The following is a 19452-nucleotide window of genomic DNA, read 5'->3' as shown; positions in this document are numbered from 1 at the left end:
TGAATGACCCGCTTCACCCGCGCCTCTGCCTATGTGCCCACCCGGGCGATCATCGACATCGGTTCGAACACCGTGCGCCTCGTCATCTATGGCGGCCCGGCGCGCGCACCCGATGTGCTGCACAATGAGAAGGTGACCGCCCGGCTGGGCAAGAGCGTGGCGGAAAATGGCAAGCTGGGCGCGCGGGCCTCCGCCACCGCACTGGCAAGCCTCGCCCGCTATCGTACGCTGCTCGATCTCAAGGGGATCAGCGATGTCGATGTGGTGGCGACGGCGGCGGTGCGCGATGCGGTCAACGGGCCGGAGTTCCTTGACCGGATCCGCGCTCTGGGCCTCTCGCCCCGGCTGCTGAGCGGCGAGGAAGAAGCGATCACCAGCGCGCACGGCGTGATAGGAGCGTTTCCACGCGCGCAGGGCGTGGTGGGCGATCTCGGCGGGGGCAGCCTAGAACTGGTCGATGTCAATGCGCAGGGCTGCCGACATGGCACCTCGCTGCCGCTGGGAACCTTGCGGCTGCCGGGCCTTCGCGCCGGCGGCGAGCGCGCGTTCGGGCAAACCATCGCCAAGATGCTCAAGCGTGCGGAATGGCGCGCGGACCCCGGCTCGACACTCTATCTCGTCGGCGGATCGCTGCGCGCATTCGCCCGCCATGCGATGAATGCCGCGGGCTGGCCGATCGACGATCCGCACGGGTTCGAGATTGGGGCACCGCAGGCGCAGGCGCTCGCCAAGGCGCTGGCGAAGCGCAAGCCCGAAACGCTGGCGCCGGTGCCGGGGCTTTCAAGCTCGCGCCTTGCGTCCCTTCCCGATACGGCGGCGCTGCTGTTCGTGCTGATCCGCGCGTTGCAGCCGGGGCGGCTGGTGTTTTCCTCATGGGGCCTGCGCGAAGGGCTCTTGTGGGAGAGCATGGCGGAAGGCGTGCGGATGCAGGATCCGCTGGTGGCCGGCGCCGCTGCCTTTGCCACCGAATATGGCATTGCCGCCGGGACGGCCGCGATGGTGACTGGCTGGACAGGCGCCGCGCGCCAGCCCGAAACGGCAGGATCCGAGCACCTGCGGCTGACAGCGACCATGCTGTGCCTCGCCACCGCAATGGTCGAACCCAACTTGCGCGGCGATCTTGCGCGCGAATGGGCACTGCGCAAGCGCTGGATCGGCGCAGGTCCGGCAGACCGCGCGATGCTGGCAGCGGCGATGATTGCCAACACCGGCCGCTCAGATTTGCCGGCCGATCTCGCAAAGCTCGCCTCACCCGAAAAACTGCGCGAAGCACAAGCGTGGGGTCTCGCAACCCGCCTGTGCCGGCGCTTCAGCGGCAATACCGCGCAAGGGATCAGCGGCAGCGCGCTGCGGGTGGAGAATGGCACGCTGGTGCTGGCCGTGCAGCCGCAGATCGCAGTGCTGGTCAACGAAGGCGTGGAGCGCGACCTGAAAGTGCTGGCAGCGCATCTGGGGCTGAAACCGGAAGTGCGGTAGCGCGCTCGCCACCGCCACCCCACGCTTCGGCGTAGCGAAGCGCTTCTGTTCAGCTCCCTGCCTGCTCCTTGGCCGCTTCCGCTTCGGCCGCAGCCAGAACCCGCAAGACGTTGCCCGACCAGATCTTGGCGACATCCGCTTCGGTGTAGCCTGCCGCGAGCAGCGCCTTGGTGATCCTGGGCAGGTCGGCGATGTCCTCAAGCCCGGTAACGCCGCCGCCGCCGTCCCAATCGAGCCCGATGCCGACATGATCGACACCCGCCACCTTCAACGCATGCAGCAGGTTTGCCATCACGTCATCGAACGTCGCACGCACTTCGGGGTACTTAGTATCGATGGCATGGCGCTCGGCGAGCATGGCGTCACGCTCGTCGGCGGTTAGCGTCCTGTCTTCCGGGTACTTTTCCTCAAGCGCCTTCATCGCTGCGTCGCGCTCGGTGCGTTGCTTCAGGCCCTTCACATAGACCGAGTTGATCTGGATGACCCCGCCTGCTTCCGCGAGCGCCTTCAGGTGCGCATCGTCGATGTTGCGCGGATGGTCGAACACCGCCTTGCAGCCGGAATGGGTGAGCACAAGCGGTGCCTTCGAGAGGCGCAGCGCGTCATCAAGCGCGCGGTCCGAGCTGTGCGAGAGATCGGGGACGACCCCAAGGCGGTTCATTTCTGCCAGAAGCTGCACGCCGAGCGGGCTGAGGCCATCCCATTTGGCCTTGTCGGTAGAGCTATCGGCAAACTGGTTGGTGCGGAAATGCGCGAAGCCGGAAATGCGCACGCCCATCGCGTAGAAGCTGCGCAGGAGCGTGGGATCATCGCCGAGCGGCCAGGCATTCTCGATCGAGAGGTAGACCACGCGCTTGCCGCTGGCCTTGATCGCGGCAGCATCGGCCGCCTTGCTGGCAAGCGCGAAGCTTTCGGGGTGGGCGGCGACCATTTCGCGGATCGCAGCCGCGCGCAGGAACGCGAAATCGCGCGCCTTGCGGGTGGCATCTGGCGTGAGCGGGCCTTGCGGCGTGTAGATCGCCCAGAAGCCGCCATCGAGCCCGCCCCGCTTCATGCGCGGCAGATCGACCTGTGTGTAATCCTGCGCCACCGTGTGCGCGTCCATGATCGACCAGCCGGGCAGCGCAAGCGAGGCGGGCGTATCGAGGTGCGTATCGAGCGTAAGCAAGCGCTGTTGCAGCGCGGTCGCGGGATCGGCAGGAGCTTTCTTCGGCGCTGCGTTGGCGGGACCGGCTGCAAGTAAAGCGAGGGCTGCAGAGGCGGCGAGCAGGATTGATCGGGTGTGCATCGGGGCAACCTTCGCGCTGCGCCCGAGAATGTCAATCAGGCTGGATCGGCGTCTGCCTGAGCATCCGGGCGCGATGCGGCGAAGGCCGGGTGCGCGAGGGCGGCGACTTCAATCGCTTCGAGCCTTGGGTAGTCGATCCGTGCGCCGAAGCGGCGGGCATTGGCCAGCTGCGGGATCAGGGTAATATCGGCGAGCGTGATCGACTCGCCGAAGCAGTAAGGCCCGCTGCGGTCCGCGATCAGGCGCGAACAGGCCTCAAGCCCGCCCTCGATTACCTCACGCGCCCAGCCATCGACCGCCGCCTGATCCAGCCCGCGCGCGCGGAGCATGCGCAGCACGCGCAAGTTCTGCACCGGGTGGATGTCGCAGGCGACGGCCAGCGCGAACGCACGGACGCGGGCGCGTTCGAGCGGATCGGCCGGGAGCAGCGGCGGTTCGGGAAAGCGCTCCTCAAGGTATTCGATAATCGCAAGGCTCTGCGTCAGCACCGCGCCATCGACCTCTAGCGCGGGCACCAGCCCCTGCGGATTGCGCGCAACATAATCGGGCGCGGTCTGCTCGTTCGTGCGCAGATTGTGGGGTGCGGCCTCCCATTGCAGGCCCTTGAGCGCCAGCGCCGTGCGCACCCGCCATGCCGCAGATGAGCGCCAGTAGGTGTGGAGAACAAGGTCCATGCGCGGCGAATAGCGCGGAAATCCGCCGTCTGTCATCATTTCTATCGAGTTAAAGGAATAGTAGTCATTACGGATGTATATCCGCCAAGTCTGTTCATGCCTGACAGGCCAGCCGGAGTTCCCATGTCCGCCGAATTGCCCGAGCAACGTCCCCAGCAGGAGCGCCAGTCCGAGCGCCGCCCGCTGATGGTGCGCGTGCAATATCGGCGCACGATCGTGCGGCTGGCAGCCCAGATCCTCGATCTTTCGTGCCATGGCCTGCGCCTCGCCGGTATGGAGCGGCTGCGGGTGGGCGAATGCGTCTGGATCACCCTGCCCGGCCTGCCGCCGCGTCAGGCAAAGGTGGTGTGGGTAGACCGCTTCGAAGCCGGCTGCGCGTTCATCGAGCCGCTGCATGAGGCGGTGTTTGATGCGATTGTGGCCGGCCACATGCACTGAAGCTTCCCCCTTGCCCCGCTAGTGGGTAGGGGACGGGAATGCTTCGCCTAACCGAACTCAAGCTTCCCCTCGATCACACGAGTGCCGAACTCGAAGCCGCGATTGCCGAGCGGCTGGAGATCGAGCCTGCCGCGCTGCTCCGCTACAGCGTGGCAAAGCGCGGCAACGATGCGCGGCGCAAGTCTGCGATCAAGCTGGTCTATGCGATCGATGCCAGCGTGGCCGATGAAGCCGCCGTGCTGGCGCGCCATGTGGGCGACGTGCATGTGCGTCCCTCCCCCGATACCAGCTACCGCTTCCCGGTCATGGCGCCAGAGGGCTGGCAAGGCCCGCGCCCGGTGGTGATCGGTGCCGGGCCGTGTGGGCTGCTGGCCGCGCTGATCCTCGCGCAGATGGGGCTGAAGCCCATCATCGTCGAACGCGGCAAGGCCGTGCGGGCACGGACGAAGGATACCTGGGGTCTGTGGCGCCGGAGCGAGTTGACCCCGGAATCGAACGTGCAGTTTGGTGAAGGCGGCGCCGGCACGTTTTCGGATGGCAAGCTCTACAGCCGGATCAAGGATCCTCGCCACCTCGGCCGCAAGGTGCTGACCGAATTCGTGAAGGCCGGCGCGCCGCCAGAAATCCTCACCGAAGCGCACCCGCATGTCGGCACATTCCGGCTGGTGACGATGGTCATGTCGATCCGCGAGACGATTGAGGCGCTGGGCGGCGAATACCGGTTCGAGACGCGGGTCGAGGATTTCGTCATCGGCAAGGACGACAAGGGCGAGCGGCAGCTCGAGGGCCTCTTGCTATCCAACGGCGAAGTGCTTCCGGCCAAGCGCGTCATCATGGCGGTGGGCCATTCCGCGCGCGATACCTTTGCCGTGCTCCACGCAGCGGGTGTGCATATCGAGGCCAAGCCTTTTGCCGTCGGCGTGCGGATCGAGCATCCGCAACGGCTGGTCGATGTGGCGCGCTATGGCCCCGGCGCGGGGCATCCGATCCTCGGCCCCGCCGCCTATTCGCTGGCGCACCAGACGAGCCTTGGACGTTCGGTATACAGCTTCTGCATGTGTCCGGGCGGCCGCGTGGTGGCGGCGGCTTCCGAGCCGGGGCGTGTCGTGACCAATGGCATGAGCCAGTATTCGCGTGCCGAGTTCAACGCCAATTCCGGCCTCGTCGTCGATATCACCCCGGAGCGCGATTATCCCGGCGGGCCGCTCGCGGGCGTCGCCTTCCAGCGCAAGTGGGAGGAACTGGCCTACGTTGCAGGCGGTAGCAACTACCGCGCGCCGGGGCAGCGGCTGGAGGACTTCCTCGGCGGGAGGCCTTCGACGAGCTTCGGTTCGATCACGCCATCCTATCAGCCCGGTGTAACGCCGACCGATCTGGCGCAGTGCCTGCCGGACTTTGCCGTCGCTGCGATGCGCGAAGCGCTGCCGGTGTTCGGCCGCCAGATGCCTGGCTATGACCACCCGGACGTAGTGCTGACGGGCGTCGAAACGCGCACCTCGTCCCCGGTACGGATCACACGCGGCGGCGATTTACAGAGCCTCAACACCCATGGTCTTTACCCGGCGGGCGAAGGCGCGGGCTATGCGGGCGGCATTCTCTCGGCCGCTGTGGACGGCATCCGCGTCGCCGAAGCGCTTGCGCAAGATCTGCTGGGTCAGTCCGCCGCAGCGCGGGTGTAGGCACTCAGCAGCGATTGTCGCAGCGCGCCGAGCGGTGGCAGATCAAGCCCGCCAAGCTGGGCAATGCCGATGATCTCGTCCGCGCCGTAGCACTGCGAGAGCGTGATTGCCTCGCTCCTGATCTTCTTGCCCAGCGGCTTCGACCAGAAGGTGAGGACGGTTGGCAGCGCGCGTTCGGTGGGGTCTTCATCGACGACCATGGCGAGACGGCCCGAGCGCAGTTCAACGAAGGCGCCGATCGGGAAGATGCCGATCATTTCGATGAAATCGACCATGATCGCGGGATCGAGCCCGTCGCAATGTTCGCCCATGTGGCGGATCGCCTCGGCAGGATCGAGGCCGGGGCGATGATCCTTGCCCGCGACGAGCAGATCATAGGTATCGCAGATCGCGGCCATGCGGGAGATTTGGTCGATCTCGCTGCCCGAAAGACGGTTCGGATAGCCGCAGCCGTCGAGCCGTTCGTGATGGCGCATACACACCTTCAGCACCGCGTCCGGAATATCGCCCGCAGCCTTCAGCAGGGCATGGCCGGCAAGGACATGCTGGCAATGCAGATCGCCTTCGGGATCGTCGGCGGCGCCAGACCACGCATCCTCAGGATGCGGCGGTCCGCCGGTTTCCTGATTGGCGCCGATATCCATGAGCAGACCCGCCATGCCCGCCTCGCGCGTTTCGGCAGCGGAAAGGTTCATCTGACGCGCGAGAGCGATCATCAGCGCGCTGGCGGCGAGCGCATGGCGATAGGTTTCCTCGCTGTCCTCGCGGCAACGCAGGAGGCCGTTGAAAGCGTAGAGATTGCGCTGCACCGAAGCGTAGATATCGTCGATCAGCGGATCGACTGTGCGCGCACTGATGCCGCGACCGAGGCGAGCTTCGATGAAGACCCGGCTGACGAGCTTGGAATGGCGCTCCGCGATCTTGCGCGCGGTGCCAAACTCCTTGGCGGTAGCGACGCGGGCGGCGGCAAATTTGTTGGCTGCGGGGCGCGGCGGCACCAGGGGCATTCCGCGCGAAGGTGGCGCGGCACCGGCTGCGACCATTTCGCGCTCGGGCACGTTATTGAGCCCGCGTTCGGTATCGATGATGACCGCTTCAACCGCACTGCCCAGCAGCGCCTCGAGCATCCACATCTCTTCGAGCACGAACTTGCTCTTCCAGAAGGGATGCTTGAACCAGCTCCCCTCCAGCTTGTTGATGAACATGCCGAGCCGGAGCTCGGAGGTTTCTACGCGTTTCAGCATGATGGAGGGTGCATGCCACCGGTGTGGCTGAAACCGGCTCACCGCACAGCTACGCATTCACCCTGATGAGGGTGCGCAAAGGGTCATTCCCCCGAGCCGAATTCTTGGCTAGCGTTGGAAAGAAAAGCAAAACGATGAGGACGACCTGATGAGCACTGCGCCCAGCGCCACCGTCAATCCCGGCATGGACCCAGAGGTTTTCGCCCAATTCCTCGAGCAACTGCAGCGCTATGTGCGGGAACGGCTGATTCCCGCCGAGGCGCAAGTGATTGCCGGCGATGCGATCCCCGAAGACCTGCTCGCCGAAATGCGCGAGATGGGGCTGTTCGGCCTCACCATGCCCGAGGAATACGGCGGCGCAGGCATGAACATCAGCCAGTATATCGAAACCATCCACGCCATCAGCTATGCAATGCCGGCGTTCCGCTCGATCATCTCGATCAACATCGGCATGGTCTGCTCGGCGATCAAGAATGCCGGTACGGCCGAGCAGAAGGCCGAATGGCTGCCCCGCCTGGCCGCAGGTGAGATCGCCGCGTTCGGACTAACGGAGCCGGGTTCCGGTTCGGACTCGGCGGGCCTTGCGACAATGGCCGTTCGTTCGGGCAACGGCTATGTGCTCAATGGCACCAAGCGCTACATCACCAATGCGCCCTACGCGAAGGTGGGCCTCATCATGGCGCGCACTTCCAAGGAAAACCTGCCTCGCAACGCCCATGTCTCGGCCTTCCTCGTGCCGCTTGATACGCCGGGCGTGACGCGCGGCAAGTCCGACAAGAAGATGGGCCAGCAGGGCAGTCATATCGGGGACATCATTCTCGAGGATGTCTATGTCCCGGGTGAGGCACTCCTCGGCAGCGAGGAAGGCAGGGGCTTTGCCACCGCGATGCAGAGCCTCGACAACGGGCGGCTCTCGGTGGGCGCAGCGGCAACGGCACAAGCGCGGCGCTTCCTCGATACCGCGATCCGCTATGCGAACGAGCGCAAGGCGTTCGGCGAACCGATCGCGCAATTCCAGCTGATCCAGGCGATGCTGGCGGACAGCCAGGCCGAGATCTACGCCGCGCAGTGCATGATGCGCGATGCCATTGCCAAGGCGGACTCAGGCCAGAAAATCCTGATGGAAGCCGCCGCCTTTAAGATGTTCGCTTCGGAAATGTGCGGGCGCGTGGCGGATCGCTGCGTGCAGATCCACGGCGGCGCGGGCTACCTCGCCGAGTACGAAGCCGAGCGCTTCTTCCGCGATGCGCGAATCTACCGCATCTACGAAGGCACCACGCAGATCATGCAACTGGTGATCGCCAAGCAGATGCTGAAGGATTTCGCAGCGGGCGTCGGCTGAGACTGACAGCCTTCACACATCAGGTGTGTTGCAGGCCTCGGCATCGGGCACGCCCAGCGCGACGAACTGATCGAGCAGCCACTGCGCGGCGGGGCCCGGCGGTGTATCGCGGCGCCAGATCGCGGTGAAGCGATAGGCGCCGCCGGGGTGATCGGGCATGGCAAGCCGGGTGAGCGTCCCTGCCGCAAGATCGCCTTCAATCATCGGCAGCGGCATGTTGCCCCACCCGATGCCCTCGCGCAGCAAGGCGTGCTTGGCGCCGAGATCGGCGAGCCGCCAGGTTTTGGGACTGACAACGCCGAAATCGCGCCCTGCCGTGGTGCCGGAACGGTCGGACAGGACAAGCTGGATATAATCGCGCCCCGCGCCCGGCAGTATCTCGGTCATCCGGCCAAGCGGGTGATCGGGTGCAGCGACCGGGACGAGCAGCGTGGCCCCGGCCACCTTGCCTTCGATCTCGGGCATTTCAGCGGCAAGCGGGCCGGACACGCCGATCGTTGCCGTGCGCGCCTGCACCATCGCGCTGACCGCGCCGAGCGCCTCGACATGGAGCCGCAGTTGCACGGTCGGGAACGCGGAGGCAAACCCGCGTAGCACGGCGGCGAGCCGTTCGGGCGGGACCATGACATCGACCGCGAGATCGACCTCTGCCTCCAGCCCGTCGAGCAGTCCCTTGACCTTGGCGCGCAGGCCATCGACGCCCTGCGCGATCGCGCGCGCCTCGGCCAGCAGCGCGCGCCCGGCCACCGTCAACTGCGGCTTGCGCGTGCCCTCGCGGTCGAACAGAATGACGCCGAGCTGCGCTTCCAGATTGGCGACGCCGTAGCCGATGACCGAAACGGCGCGGCCCAATGCGCGGGCAGCCCCCGCAAAGCTGCCGGTATCAACGATGGTGAGGAAGATCCGCAACTGATCGAGCGTAGGGGTGCCGGGGTTCGCCACTATTCAACTCCATCGAACAAATCGGAACACTTTATCCCTCTGAACAGGAAAGTGAGCAAGCTCTATATCGGCTCCAACGAAAGCGCCCTGCCCCATCCGGCGGCGGGTGCAGCACAGGAGTACAGGCCATGATCGAACTGCGTCCCTTTGCCAGCCTCGGCGGTGCCAACCACGGCTGGCTCGATGCCAAGCACCACTTCTCGTTTGCCGAGTATCACGATCCGGCGCGGATGCACTGGGGCAACCTGCGCGTGTGGAACGACGATACCATCGCGCCGAAAACAGGTTTCCCGCCGCATCCGCACCGCGACATGGAAATCATCACCTACGTCCGCGAAGGCGCCATCACCCATCAGGACAATCTGGGCAACAAGGGCCGGACCGAAGCGGGCGATGTGCAGGTGATGAGCGCCGGCACCGGCATCCGCCATTCGGAATACAACATGGAAGACGTGACCACCCGCATCTTCCAGATCTGGATCATGCCGACACGCAGCGGCGAGGCTCCGGGCTGGGGCGCGCGTCCTTTCCCCAAGGGCGAGCGCGCCGGGCAGTTCGTGGCCTTGGCTTCGGGCTATGAAGGCGATGGCGATGCCCTGCCCATCCGCACCGATGCCCGCGTGCTTGGCGCCACCTTGCGTGCTGGCGAGACGGCCACGTACCCGCTCGGCAAGGACCGCAAGGCCTACCTCGTGCCCGCTTCCGGGGCGGTGAAGATCGAAGATGTGACAGTGAATGCACGCGATGGCGCAGCGATTCGCGACCTCGACGTGCTGACCGTGACGGCGCTGGAAGACAGCGAAATCGTCATGGTCGACGCGGCGTAAGGCGTTCGCGGGGAGTCTCGGAAGGCATCCGGGCTCCCCGCGACGCAAGCATGTGGAATTATTGCTCGATTTGCGTCCGCGAAAGAGCATCCATAACGGATCATTAACCGCTATTGATCCACAATGGTTCGAAGGCGCAGGACCAGCGCCCGAAGGCTCGTTTCAAGGTAGTGGTGCGCTAGATGTCTTACATGGCTCCCATTCCACCGACGGATCAAATCGTTCGGGCCCAGCGCCAGCCGCGCATCATTCGCGCACGTCTGGTCCACCGGGATGGCGAGGTGCAGGATATCGTCATCCGCAATGTCTCGGAAACCGGCCTCGGCGCAAGCGCGCGCGGCCCCGCCCCCGTTCGCGGAGAGCGCGTCGCTATTGTGTTGCCCGGCGATCAGGAAGTGACCGGCATCGTTCGCTGGTTCGGCGGACACACCTTCGGCATGCAACTCGATATGCCGCTCGATCTTGAGGCGCTTGGCCGTGCGCTGCAGCGTCAGGCACACGTCGCGCAGGTCTCGGGCGAGTGGAAGGTCGAAACTCGCCACCGCGTCATCACCCCGATGACCGACCCCTCGCGCATCCGCCGCGTCTGATCAACATCAGGCGGGGTAAAGTCCTACATCAGACTTGCTTAATGGGCAGCCCGGCGTTCTGGGCTGGTTGACCCGCTCTGCACATGCGCCATGCTGCTGGGCCATGACCAAGCATATCGAAGAGCCCGCCCGCCGGATCGACGTGATCCACGAGACCGATGTCCTTGTCGTGGGCTCGGGGCCAGGGGGCCTCGCCGCAGCTCTCGCCTCTGCACGCGCCGGCGTGAAGACGACGCTGGTCGAGCGCTACGGCTGCTTCGGCGGCAATATCACGCAAGTCGGCGTCGAGGGCTTTGCCTGGTATCGCCATCCCACCACCATCGACAGCGAAGGCATCGGCCGCGAGTTCGAAGACCGCGCCATCGCCATGGACGCCGCCCTGCCCGAGCCGCAGTCGATCAGCCATGCACTCGATGCAGAGGCCTTCAAGCACGTGGCCGACGTGCTGGTGAAGGAAGCGGGCGTGATCCCGATGCTGCACCGGTTGGTCGTCGCGCCGATCATGGAAGGTGACGTGATCAAGGGCGTGATCGTCGAGAGCAAGGCGGGGCGCGAAGCGATCCTTGCCGCCAGCGTGATCGACGCAACCGGCGATGCCGACCTTGCCTTCCGCGGCGGCGCGCCAACGATCAAGCACCCGGTTGACGAGATGATGTCCGTCTCGGTCATGTTCTCGATGAGCGGCGTCAACAAGGCGCGCTTCATCGAAGCCGTGAAGGCCGATCCGCAGACTTATGGCGATTGGTCAGGCGGCGGCGAATGGGACATCACCACGAGCGGCAAGGAGGACGAAATGTTCTCGCCGTTCCTGAGAAAGCCCTTCCGGCAGGCGCTCAAAGCGGGGCTGCTGCCCCCCAACCTCGCGACGATTGCAGGCACGTGGGGCACGGTTTCGGATCAGGGAGACCTCACCTACCTCAACCTCGTTCATCACTATCTCGATGGCACCGATCCCGACAGTCTGACGCGCGGCGAAATGGATGGCCGCGCCGACGCCATGCACGCGATTGCCGCCCTGCGCGCCTATATGCCGGGCTGCGAAGGAGCCAAGCTGCGCAACTTCGGCATGACGCTGGGCATCCGCGATACGCGCAAGATCGACGCGCTCTACAACATGACCGGGGATGACGTGCGCGGCGAAGCGCGGTTCGAAGACTCCATCGGCATTTTCCCAGAGTTCATCGATGGTTATGGTCTGCTAATCCTGCCGACGACAGGCCGATACTTCCATGTCCCGTACCGCTCGATGGTGCCGCAGGGGATCACCAACCTGATCGTTGCGGGCCGTGTGATCGGCGGCGACAAGGTGAGCCATGCGGCGGTGCGCAACATGATGTGCTGCGCGGTTTCAGGCCAGGGCGCAGGTGTTGCAGCGGCGATTGCGGTGAAGACCGGACGAGACTTCGCCAGCGTTGATATTGCGGCGGTGCAGGCGGAGCTCAGGCGGCAGGGCGCGCGGATTCACTAATTAACAAAAGCCGTCATCGCGAGCGGTCAGGCCCCCAGCAGCGGCAGCGCTTCTTCCCAGAAATGGTGCAGGCCTTCCGCATAACTCGCGGGCACATAGGCCACGCAGGCGTCTTCGCTTTCCGCGTGGAGCCGCACACCGACGTGGTCGATCACCGTCGCCGCAGTGGCGCCAGCCGGGAATGCAGCCGCGCTGGTGTCGAACACGCCGCCCTCCAGCAGCAGTTCGCGCCAGCCCGGCCCCGCAATGCGAAAGCGGACGATGCCGCCACCGATGCCCGTCAGCCCGCCATCATCGCCAAGGGTGTCAGCAAGCACCGACACGTCGCCTTCGACCAGCCACACAGTCGGCTCATAGCGCAGCAGCGTGGTCGCCGTATTGCCGGTGCTGCGGTTCAGCGGCGGAGGCGCAAAGCCCAGCCCCTTCTGGATGCGCGCGCCGACGGCGACAGGATTGCTCCAGATCTCCAGCGCGTGGAGCGGAGCGGCCGGAAGAGCGATGATCGAGGTCGTATCAGTCACGGTAGCGTTCCCCGGCGGGATCATAGAAGTGCGGCGAGGTTACCCGAACGCGGGCCTTCTCGCCGCGCGTGGGCGATGTCACGATCATCTCCTCGCCGTGGCGCTTGTGCCCACCCTGGAGCAGCGCGAGCGCAATGGCCCCGCCTTCCAGAATGCGGCGCGCTGCGGCGGTGACATGCCCTTGCGGCGACTGGCCCGCCCGCTGGATCAGCATCCCGCCTTCGGGGATCGGGCCATCAAGGCTGACTAGGCCGACGAGGTTGTTCCGGTTCGGAGCCGAGAGCGCAGGCCGCGTCAGACCCGCCGCACCGATAAAGCCGCCCGCCTTGTTGAGCATTCCGCCAAGACCAAGATCGTGCGGCGTGGAGCGGCCATCGACTTCGCCGCCGACGACCACGTGGCCCTTCTCGATGCGCAGGAGCTCCATAGCTTCAAGGCCATAGGGCGCGCCGCCTTCTACGCGGGTCGCCGCTTCGATGGCGTGCCAGACGACGGCGGCGTGGGTCGCCTCCACATGGATTTCGAACGCACGCTCACCGCTATAGCTTGCAGCGAGGACATGGACGGGTACGCCTGCCAGCACGCCCGGCGCATAGCCCATGTGGCGCGGCGGCTCGGCGCCGATAAGGCTGGCGAGGATCGCACGCGCCTTGGGGCCAGCCAGCGCGATGCCGGCGTAGTGCTCCTGCACGTTGACCACCGAGCACTTGAGATCGAGCCGCAGGCTGTTGCGCACGTAAGAGATATGGTGCGCCATGCGGTCAGCACCGCCTGTCGAGCTCGTCAGCAGATAGCGGTTTTCGGCGAGGCGCCAGACGGTGCCGTCGTCGTTCACGAACCCGTCCTCGCGGCACATGAACGTGTAGCGCCCGCGCCCGACTGCCAGCTTGCCAACCGTGGTGGCGCAGACCAGTTCGAGCAGCGCGGCGGCATCGGGGCCGCTCACTTCAAACTTGCCGAGCGTCGACACATCGCTGAGGCCAGCCAGAGTACGCACGGTACGCGCCTCGCGCAGTGACGCCTCCGCAAGGCTCTCGCCGTTCACCGGATAGGCGCGCGGGCGGAACCAGTAGCCCAAAGGCTGCCAGATCGGATCATGCGCCGCGTGCAGCGCATGAAGGGGGATCCGGCGCACGTGTGCCCCCGCATTGCGTGCGCCGGCGCCCGCCAGCAGGCCCATGGTGACCGGCGTGTACGGCGGGCGAAACGTGGTGAGGCCGGCCTCGGGTACCGTCACCCCTTGGCGTTCGGCCAGACGCGACAAGGCGACCATGTTGCTGGTCTTGCCCTGATCGGTCGCCATGCCGAGCGTGGTGTAGCGCTTGAGGTGCTCGACCGAGCGATAGCCTTCCTGCCAAGCGAGATCGATGTCCGCGAGGCTGACGTCATTCTGGAAATCGACGAAACTCTTCTTGGCCTTGCCGACAGGTGCAATGGCAGGCGCAGGAAGCGGATTGAGCGCAGCGCCGACCGTTTCGCAGGCCTGCGGTGTCTCACCGGGGATGAAAGCCTGCGCCTCTTCGTTCCACGTCAGCTTGCCGCCAGCCTGCATGTGGAGGTGCGAGACAGGGACGAAGCCGCCCGAGACGGCGATGAGGTCGGCATCGAAACTCTGCTCGCTGCCGCAGATGACCGCCGTCACCTTGCGCAGCGCATGCTTGCGACCGGTCACGCTGGAGGGCCGTGCATCGTGATACACGGTGACGCCAGCTGGCGCGGCAGGGCCGGACGCGCGCGCATCGAGTAGGGCAACGACTTCCGCGCCTGCGTCCACCAGCGCTTCGGCCGTCAGGTAGGCATCGTCATTATTGGTGGCGATGACGACGCGTTTGCCGGGAAGCACACCCCAGCGCCGCACGTAGCTGCGCACGGCCTGGCTCAGCATCACGCCGGGATGGTCGTTGTTCGCGAAAGGCACCGGGCGCTCGATCAGGCCGGTGGCGAGGATCACCCGCCCTGCCCGCACGTGCCACAGGCGCTGGGCGAAGCCATGCTCGGGCACCGCGCCGGGTTCGGCAAGACGCTGTGTCAGTGTGAGGAAGTTGTGATCCCAGTAGCCGGAGGCCGTCGTGCGCAGCAGCACTTCGCCGCCAAGCGCCCTGATCCGCTCCACCATCGCGGCGACGTCGATCGACGGATCGGGATCGCGCAGCAGGGAACCGCCGAGGACGGCATCCTGCTCGACGAGCATGACGCGGCTGCCCGCTTCGGCTGCATCGAGCGCGGCCTTGAGACCGGCGGGGCCCGAACCGACAACGAGCACATCGCAGAAACCGGCCTTCTGGGAGAAGTTGTCCGGGTCCGCTTCGGTCGGCGCATTGCCGAGCCCAGCGGCGCGGCGGATGAAGCCCTCGTAGAGCATCCAGTGCTTCGCCGGGCCGAAGAAGGTCTTGTAGTAGAACCCCGCGCCAAGCGCAGGTGCGGCAAGGCCGAAAATCGACGCCACATCGAACGCCAGGCTCGGCCAGCGGTTCTGGCTGTTCGCGACCATGCCGGGATAGACAAACACATCGGTCGCGCGGGTATTGGGCTCGGCTCGGCCACCTGTGCCGATGGTGACGAGCGCATTGGGCTCCTCGATCCCCGCCGTCATGATCCCGCGCGGGCGGTGGTACTTGAAGCTGCGAGCAACAAGGCCGACGCCGTTCGCCAGCAGCGCAGCCGCAAGCGTGTCACCCGGGCGGGCGTGGTAAGTCGTGCCGTCGAAGGTGAAGGCAATCGTTTCCGCGCCAGTGGCGGGACGGTTCGGGCCGCTCATGGCAGCGCCTCCGGGCCAATAGCCTTCACGGCGGTGATCTCGTGCGTCACGCGATGGCGGGTGAGCACCATCCAAGCACGGCAACCATAGGTGTGGCGCCAGATTTCATCATCGAGCCCCATCGGATTGGCGCGGGTGTAGAGCGCCTGCATCGCGGTCTGCGCATCGCCAGCGGGATCGACAACGGAGTCGGTCGTGCGCTCATAGGTGAACTCGGTCTGGGCGCGCGGGCCGCAGTGGGGACAGGTGATCTGGTACATGTCTGTGCCTGTCTCAGCGGTGGTTCGGGAACGGACCGACGGACGTTTCGTCGATCGTGGCACCGGTCATGAAGCGTTCGAGGCTGAAGGGTGCGTTGAGTTCGTGCGGCTTGCCGGTGGCGAGCGTGTGGGCATAAGTCCAGCCCGAGGCAGGCGTCGCCTTGAAGCCGCCATAGCACCAGCCGGCGTTGAGATAGAGCCCGTCAATCGGGCTCGGCCCGATGATCGGCGATCCGTCGAAGCTCATGTCCGTCACGCCCGACCAGGTGCGCAGCATCCTGAGGCGCGAGAGCGCGGGCATGCAGGTCACCGCCTGCGCGATGGCATGCTCCTTGATCGTCGGCTGGCCGCGGCGAGCATAGCTCGGCCAGTTGTCCGGATCACCGCCCATCACGATGCCGCCCTTGTCGGACTGGCTGACGTAGAAATGCAGCGACTGCGACATGATGACCGACTGCACCATCGGCTTGACGCCTTCGGTGACGAGCGCCTGCAGCGTCTGCGATTCAATCGGCAAGCGCAGGCCCGCGAGGCCCGCGACATGGCCGCTGTGGCCCGCGACGCAGATGCCGGTCCGGCCCGCAAGGATGCGGCCGCGAGTGGTCTCGACGCCGGTGATCCGGTTGCCGTCCTTCACGAAGCCGGTCACTTCGCATTTCTGGATGATATCGACGCCCAGCGCATCCGCAGCGCGGGCATAGCCCCACGCAACCGCATCATGCCGCGCGGTGCCGGCGCGCCACTGGATCAGCGCGCCGTCGATGGGGAAGCGGGCATCGCGGCTGAGGTCGAGCAGCGGTTCGATCTTGGCGATCTGCTTCGGCGTGAGCAGCTCAGCGTCGATCCCGTCGCAGCGCATGGCATCGCCGCGTTCGGCGAGCTTGATCATGTCGCCATCGTTATGACCGAGGAACATCGCGCCGCGCGGGCTGAACATGACGTTGTAGTTCAGATCGTCGCTCAGGCCGTGCCACAGCTTGAGGCCGAATTCGAAGAAGTTGTGCAGCTGCGGCAGGCGATAGTTGGAGCGCACCAGCGTGGTGTTGCGCCCGACATTGCCGCCGCCGATCCAGCTCTTTTCCAGCACCGCGACATTGCGGATGCCATGGACCTTGGCGAGGTAATAGGCCGTGGCAAGGCCGTGCCCGCCGCCGCCGATGATGATGACATCATAGCTGGCGCGCGGCTCAGGATCGCGCCACGCCGGTTCCCAATGCTTTTGCCCGTTCAGCGCGCCGCGCAGCAGGCTAAAGGCGGAATAGGGCGTCTTCATGCCGCTTTCGGTGCCTGCCAGCCGCGCTGCTCGCGCCAGTCCGCGCCGATGCCGTCAAAACGCGAGAGGCTGATCTTGGCGATGTCGGTGAAGCTGCACGCCCCGTCGACAACGAGATCGCGCACCGCGTGGCCCGAGGCAGGCGAAAGGCCGAAGCCGACGCCGGACATCGTGATGACAGTCACGTTTTCCGGGTCCTTCATCCGGTCGATGATCGGGCGGCCATCGGGCGTGTTCTCGACGATGCCCGCCCACGAGCGGATCACGTTGAGGTGTGCGGCCTTGGGGAACAGCTCTGCCACGCGCCGCGCAAGATTGCGCGTGAGCGGCGAGGACGGACGCGCGGGCGGGCCAGCCTCGAACGTTTCCAGCCATTCGTGCGGACCGCCACCATAGGCGAGATTGCCGCGCAGGGTCTGACGGCCATAGAGGCCGTTCCCGTCGACGCCGCCGATGGGCATCATCGGCGCAGGCTCGGTCACAATCATTTCGGCGCGCGCGGCAGCGAGCGGGACTTCGACGCCCAGCTTCGCCATGAGCGCCTGGATCTGCGGACCTGCCGCGACGACGACAGCATCACATTCGTGGCGGCCTGAAGTTGCATGGACCGCGGTGACCTTGCCGCCAACGGTCTCAAACCCCGTCACCGGGCTGTGCTGGTAGATGCGCCCGCCAAGATCCTGCAGCGCCCAGGCATAGGCCTGAACGGAACGCTGCGGATTGGCATGGCCGCCGAAGCGGTAGTGCATGCCGCCGAGGCAGTTGTCCCCCGCCAGCGGCACCATGCTGCGCACCTGATCGCCATCAAGCAGATCGACACGGTAGCCCATGTCATTGTTCATCTTGGCGAGATAATGGTATTGATTCAGCTGCTTGGGGCTGACTGCGATGACCAGCCGCTCCTGCTGATGCTCGGTCGGATAGCCGAGCAGCGCGTCCATGTGCGGCCACATGCGCTGCTCTTCCTCGAACAGCGGGCTCTGATAGTGCGAAGCGCCGCCGCCGTTGCGGCCCGAGGCTTCCCAGCCGACGATGCCCTTGTCGAGCACCGTGACCTCAGCACCCGAGCGGGCGAGCCACCAGCCGGCACTGAGGCCGGAAACGCCGCCGCCGACAATGACGACCTTCATTCCTTTCGCAGAACCGGCGATCTTCGCCATGGTTTCCTGCGGGGTTTCCTTCGGAGTGGGCATACCGACGTAGGTCATCTTAGAGGCTCCACCCTTCGGCAATGGCGGTTTGGTGCTCGCGCTCGCGCGGCGTATCGATATCGCGGTAGGGCACCCACTGGGTCGGGATGCCGAACCACACGTCCCATCCGGCGCGCATTTCTTCGCTTTCTTCCCAATCCGCGAGAATACGAAGCGGGAGCGGACGGACCGGCGCGCGGTGGGTGGCGAGCGGGACCGAGCCAAACGGGCCATCCGCAGCCATCGCCAACATCATCGCCACCTGATCGCGGCAGCGGCGGCCCTGGCACACGCCCATGCCGGCGCGGGTGAGGCGCTTGATCTGGTCCGGGTTAGGCGGGCCATCCTTGATCAGCGTATCGAGCGAACGCGCCTGCATCGGCGCAGGGCGCTCGAGGTAGCGCGGGGGCTGGACGCCGAGCAGGTCGGCGCGGGTCACTTCCTCGCACTGGCAGACGATGGTGTCGCCCTTCGACAGCTTGCCGAGTTCGCGCGCCCATTCCATGCGGTAGTCCACGTGGTCGAAGCCGGTATCGGCAAGGCCCGCGCAATCGCCGACGCAGGTCACGCCGTCGTTATCGCCCGGAATATAGCCTCCGCGCGCGCCATCGAGCACGCGCTTGCCGCCCATCGCATCGATCAGTTCGATCGAGGGGACAAGGCCGATGGCGAGGACGACCGTATCGACCGCGATCTCGGCGCCCGAGCGCAGGCGGACACGTTCGACGCCGTCGATGCCGCCGATGGCTTCGGCAGGGGCGTCTTCCAGATAGAACGGGATCTGCGCAGCGCGGACGGCTTCGGCGAGCGCGGCATCGCCCTGCGGCGCGCTGCGGACTTCGACGAGGCCCGCCACATCGACGCCCTTGTCGCGGGCAAGGAGCGCGGTTTCGAGAGCGAGGTTGTGGCTGCCGACAATGAGGATGCGCTTGCCGGCGAAGGCTTCGTAGTGCGCCAGCAGGCGTTCAAGCGCGGCCGCGCCCATAACGCCCGGCTGGTTCCAGCCAGGAAAGCCGATGGCCAGATCGCGTGCGCCGGTCGCGAGGACGAGTTCGTTATAACCGACGATCCACCCGCGATCCTTGTCCGCCAGCGCAACGACGTTTTCGGGCAGGCCCGTGATGCCCGCACCATTGCGGTAGACGCCCCAGGCGCTGGTGCCGAGCAGGACTTCGACGCCCGCGTCCATCGCGGCTTCCAGCATCGGCTCGCTCATGAACACGGTCTCGAGCATGCGCTCGGCGTTCTGCGTCGCCGTGGTCATGCGGCCGCCGAACAGGAGCGGCACATCGTTGCCCATGGCAGCGCCGGGGATCGGGTTCTCGTCGACCAAGAGGACGGACTTGCCCTCCCCTGCCCCGGCGAGCGCAGCAGTCAGGCCAGCAGGCCCTGCCCCCACGACAACCATGTCATAGCGCGCCTCGGGCGCAGGGAGCTTCGTGCCGATCGCATGGGGATCGGTGCCATTGTTGATATGCATTG

17 protein-coding genes are annotated in these 19452 nt (G+C 65.9%); 7 read left to right on the top strand and 10 right to left on the bottom strand.

What is annotated here, in order from left to right:
* Positions 1-3 precede the first annotated feature (3 nt).
* Complete coding sequence (locus NSE01_RS00255) at positions 4-1476, top strand: Ppx/GppA phosphatase family protein (protein WP_147157616.1); 1473 nt, start codon at positions 4-6, stop codon at positions 1474-1476.
* A 49-nt stretch (positions 1477-1525) separates the two neighbouring features.
* Here the strand turns inward: NSE01_RS00255 and NSE01_RS00250 are convergent, their stop codons facing one another.
* The gene (locus NSE01_RS00250) at positions 1526-2764 is read right to left on the bottom strand and encodes a dipeptidase (protein WP_147157615.1); all 1239 of its coding nucleotides are present in this window, start codon (positions 2762-2764) and stop codon (positions 1526-1528) included.
* Positions 2765-2799: 35 nt separating this feature from the next.
* Positions 2800-3474 (bottom strand): maleylacetoacetate isomerase, encoded by a 675-nt coding sequence (gene maiA, locus NSE01_RS00245; protein WP_246134951.1) that lies wholly within the window; start codon positions 3472-3474, stop codon positions 2800-2802.
* Between the two features lie 87 nt (positions 3475-3561).
* Here maiA and NSE01_RS00240 point away from each other — a divergent pair, with 87 nt between their 5' ends.
* Together NSE01_RS00240 and NSE01_RS00235 are read left to right on the top strand one after the other, a co-directional pair.
* A complete protein-coding gene (locus NSE01_RS00240; protein ID WP_147157614.1) occupies positions 3562-3876 on the top strand; it encodes a PilZ domain-containing protein in 315 nt (104 codons plus the stop codon).
* A 38-nt stretch (positions 3877-3914) separates the two neighbouring features.
* Positions 3915-5555, top strand: a complete 1641-nt coding sequence (locus NSE01_RS00235; RefSeq protein WP_147157613.1) for an NAD(P)/FAD-dependent oxidoreductase — start codon at positions 3915-3917, stop codon at positions 5553-5555.
* On the opposite strand, the gene NSE01_RS00230 is transcribed toward NSE01_RS00235, so the two are convergent.
* Positions 5531-6799 carry an HD-GYP domain-containing protein gene (locus NSE01_RS00230; RefSeq protein ID WP_147157612.1) on the bottom strand — a complete coding sequence of 423 codons (1269 nt, stop codon included), beginning with the start codon at positions 6797-6799 and terminating at the stop codon, positions 5531-5533. The two genes, NSE01_RS00235 and NSE01_RS00230, sit on opposite strands and share 25 nt — an antisense overlap.
* 148 nt (positions 6800-6947) lie before the next feature.
* Between NSE01_RS00230 and NSE01_RS00225 the strand changes: the two genes are divergently transcribed.
* Positions 6948-8141 (top strand): acyl-CoA dehydrogenase family protein, encoded by a 1194-nt coding sequence (locus tag NSE01_RS00225; protein WP_147157611.1) that lies wholly within the window; start codon positions 6948-6950, stop codon positions 8139-8141.
* Positions 8142-8153: 12 nt separating this feature from the next.
* Here the strand turns inward: NSE01_RS00225 and NSE01_RS00220 are convergent, their stop codons facing one another.
* Positions 8154-9083, bottom strand: coding sequence for a LysR family transcriptional regulator (locus NSE01_RS00220; RefSeq protein ID WP_147157610.1), 930 nt, complete (start codon positions 9081-9083; stop codon positions 8154-8156).
* A 128-nt stretch (positions 9084-9211) separates the two neighbouring features.
* On the opposite strand from NSE01_RS00220, the gene NSE01_RS00215 reads away from it, so the two are divergent.
* The 3 genes from NSE01_RS00215 (at position 9212) to NSE01_RS00205 (ending at position 11968) form a co-directional block, all read left to right on the top strand.
* Complete coding sequence (locus tag NSE01_RS00215; protein WP_147157609.1) at positions 9212-9910, top strand: pirin family protein; 699 nt, start codon at positions 9212-9214, stop codon at positions 9908-9910.
* Between the two features lie 191 nt (positions 9911-10101).
* Positions 10102-10500, top strand: a complete 399-nt coding sequence (locus tag NSE01_RS00210; protein WP_170233703.1) for a PilZ domain-containing protein — start codon at positions 10102-10104, stop codon at positions 10498-10500.
* Positions 10501-10603: 103 nt separating this feature from the next.
* A complete protein-coding gene (locus tag NSE01_RS00205; RefSeq protein ID WP_147157607.1) occupies positions 10604-11968 on the top strand; it encodes an FAD-dependent oxidoreductase in 1365 nt (454 codons plus the stop codon).
* 26 nt (positions 11969-11994) lie between these two features.
* Here NSE01_RS00205 and NSE01_RS00200 read toward each other — a convergent pair whose 3' ends face one another.
* From NSE01_RS00200 to NSE01_RS00175, 6 genes are read right to left on the bottom strand one after another with little or no spacing between them, the layout of a single operon-like run.
* Complete coding sequence (locus NSE01_RS00200; protein WP_170233702.1) at positions 11995-12489, bottom strand: hypothetical protein; 495 nt, start codon at positions 12487-12489, stop codon at positions 11995-11997.
* Positions 12482-15247: a 2Fe-2S iron-sulfur cluster-binding protein gene (locus NSE01_RS00195; protein WP_147157605.1), complete on the bottom strand. Its 2766-nt coding sequence runs from the start codon at positions 15245-15247 to the stop codon at positions 12482-12484. Before NSE01_RS00195 ends, NSE01_RS00200 begins: the two co-directional genes overlap by 8 nt.
* Positions 15244-15507 carry a sarcosine oxidase subunit delta gene (locus NSE01_RS00190; RefSeq protein ID WP_147157604.1) on the bottom strand — a complete coding sequence of 88 codons (264 nt, stop codon included), beginning with the start codon at positions 15505-15507 and terminating at the stop codon, positions 15244-15246. Before NSE01_RS00190 ends, NSE01_RS00195 begins: the two co-directional genes overlap by 4 nt.
* A 13-nt stretch (positions 15508-15520) precedes the next feature.
* Complete coding sequence (locus NSE01_RS00185) at positions 15521-16780, bottom strand: sarcosine oxidase subunit beta family protein (RefSeq protein ID WP_147157603.1); 1260 nt, start codon at positions 16778-16780, stop codon at positions 15521-15523.
* A complete protein-coding gene (locus NSE01_RS00180) occupies positions 16777-17988 on the bottom strand; it encodes an NAD(P)/FAD-dependent oxidoreductase (protein WP_246134950.1) in 1212 nt (403 codons plus the stop codon). Before NSE01_RS00180 ends, NSE01_RS00185 begins: the two co-directional genes overlap by 4 nt.
* A gap of 1 nt (position 17989) precedes the next feature.
* Positions 17990-19450 (bottom strand): FAD/NAD(P)-dependent oxidoreductase, encoded by a 1461-nt coding sequence (locus NSE01_RS00175; protein WP_147157602.1) that lies wholly within the window; start codon positions 19448-19450, stop codon positions 17990-17992.
* Positions 19451-19452 lie beyond the last annotated feature (2 nt).

Source organism: Novosphingobium sediminis (assembly GCF_007991615.1).
GTDB lineage: Bacteria > Pseudomonadota > Alphaproteobacteria > Sphingomonadales > Sphingomonadaceae > Novosphingobium > Novosphingobium sediminis.
The sequence above is the reverse complement of the archived record's forward strand: the minus strand, read 5'-3'. Positions and strand labels throughout refer to the sequence as shown.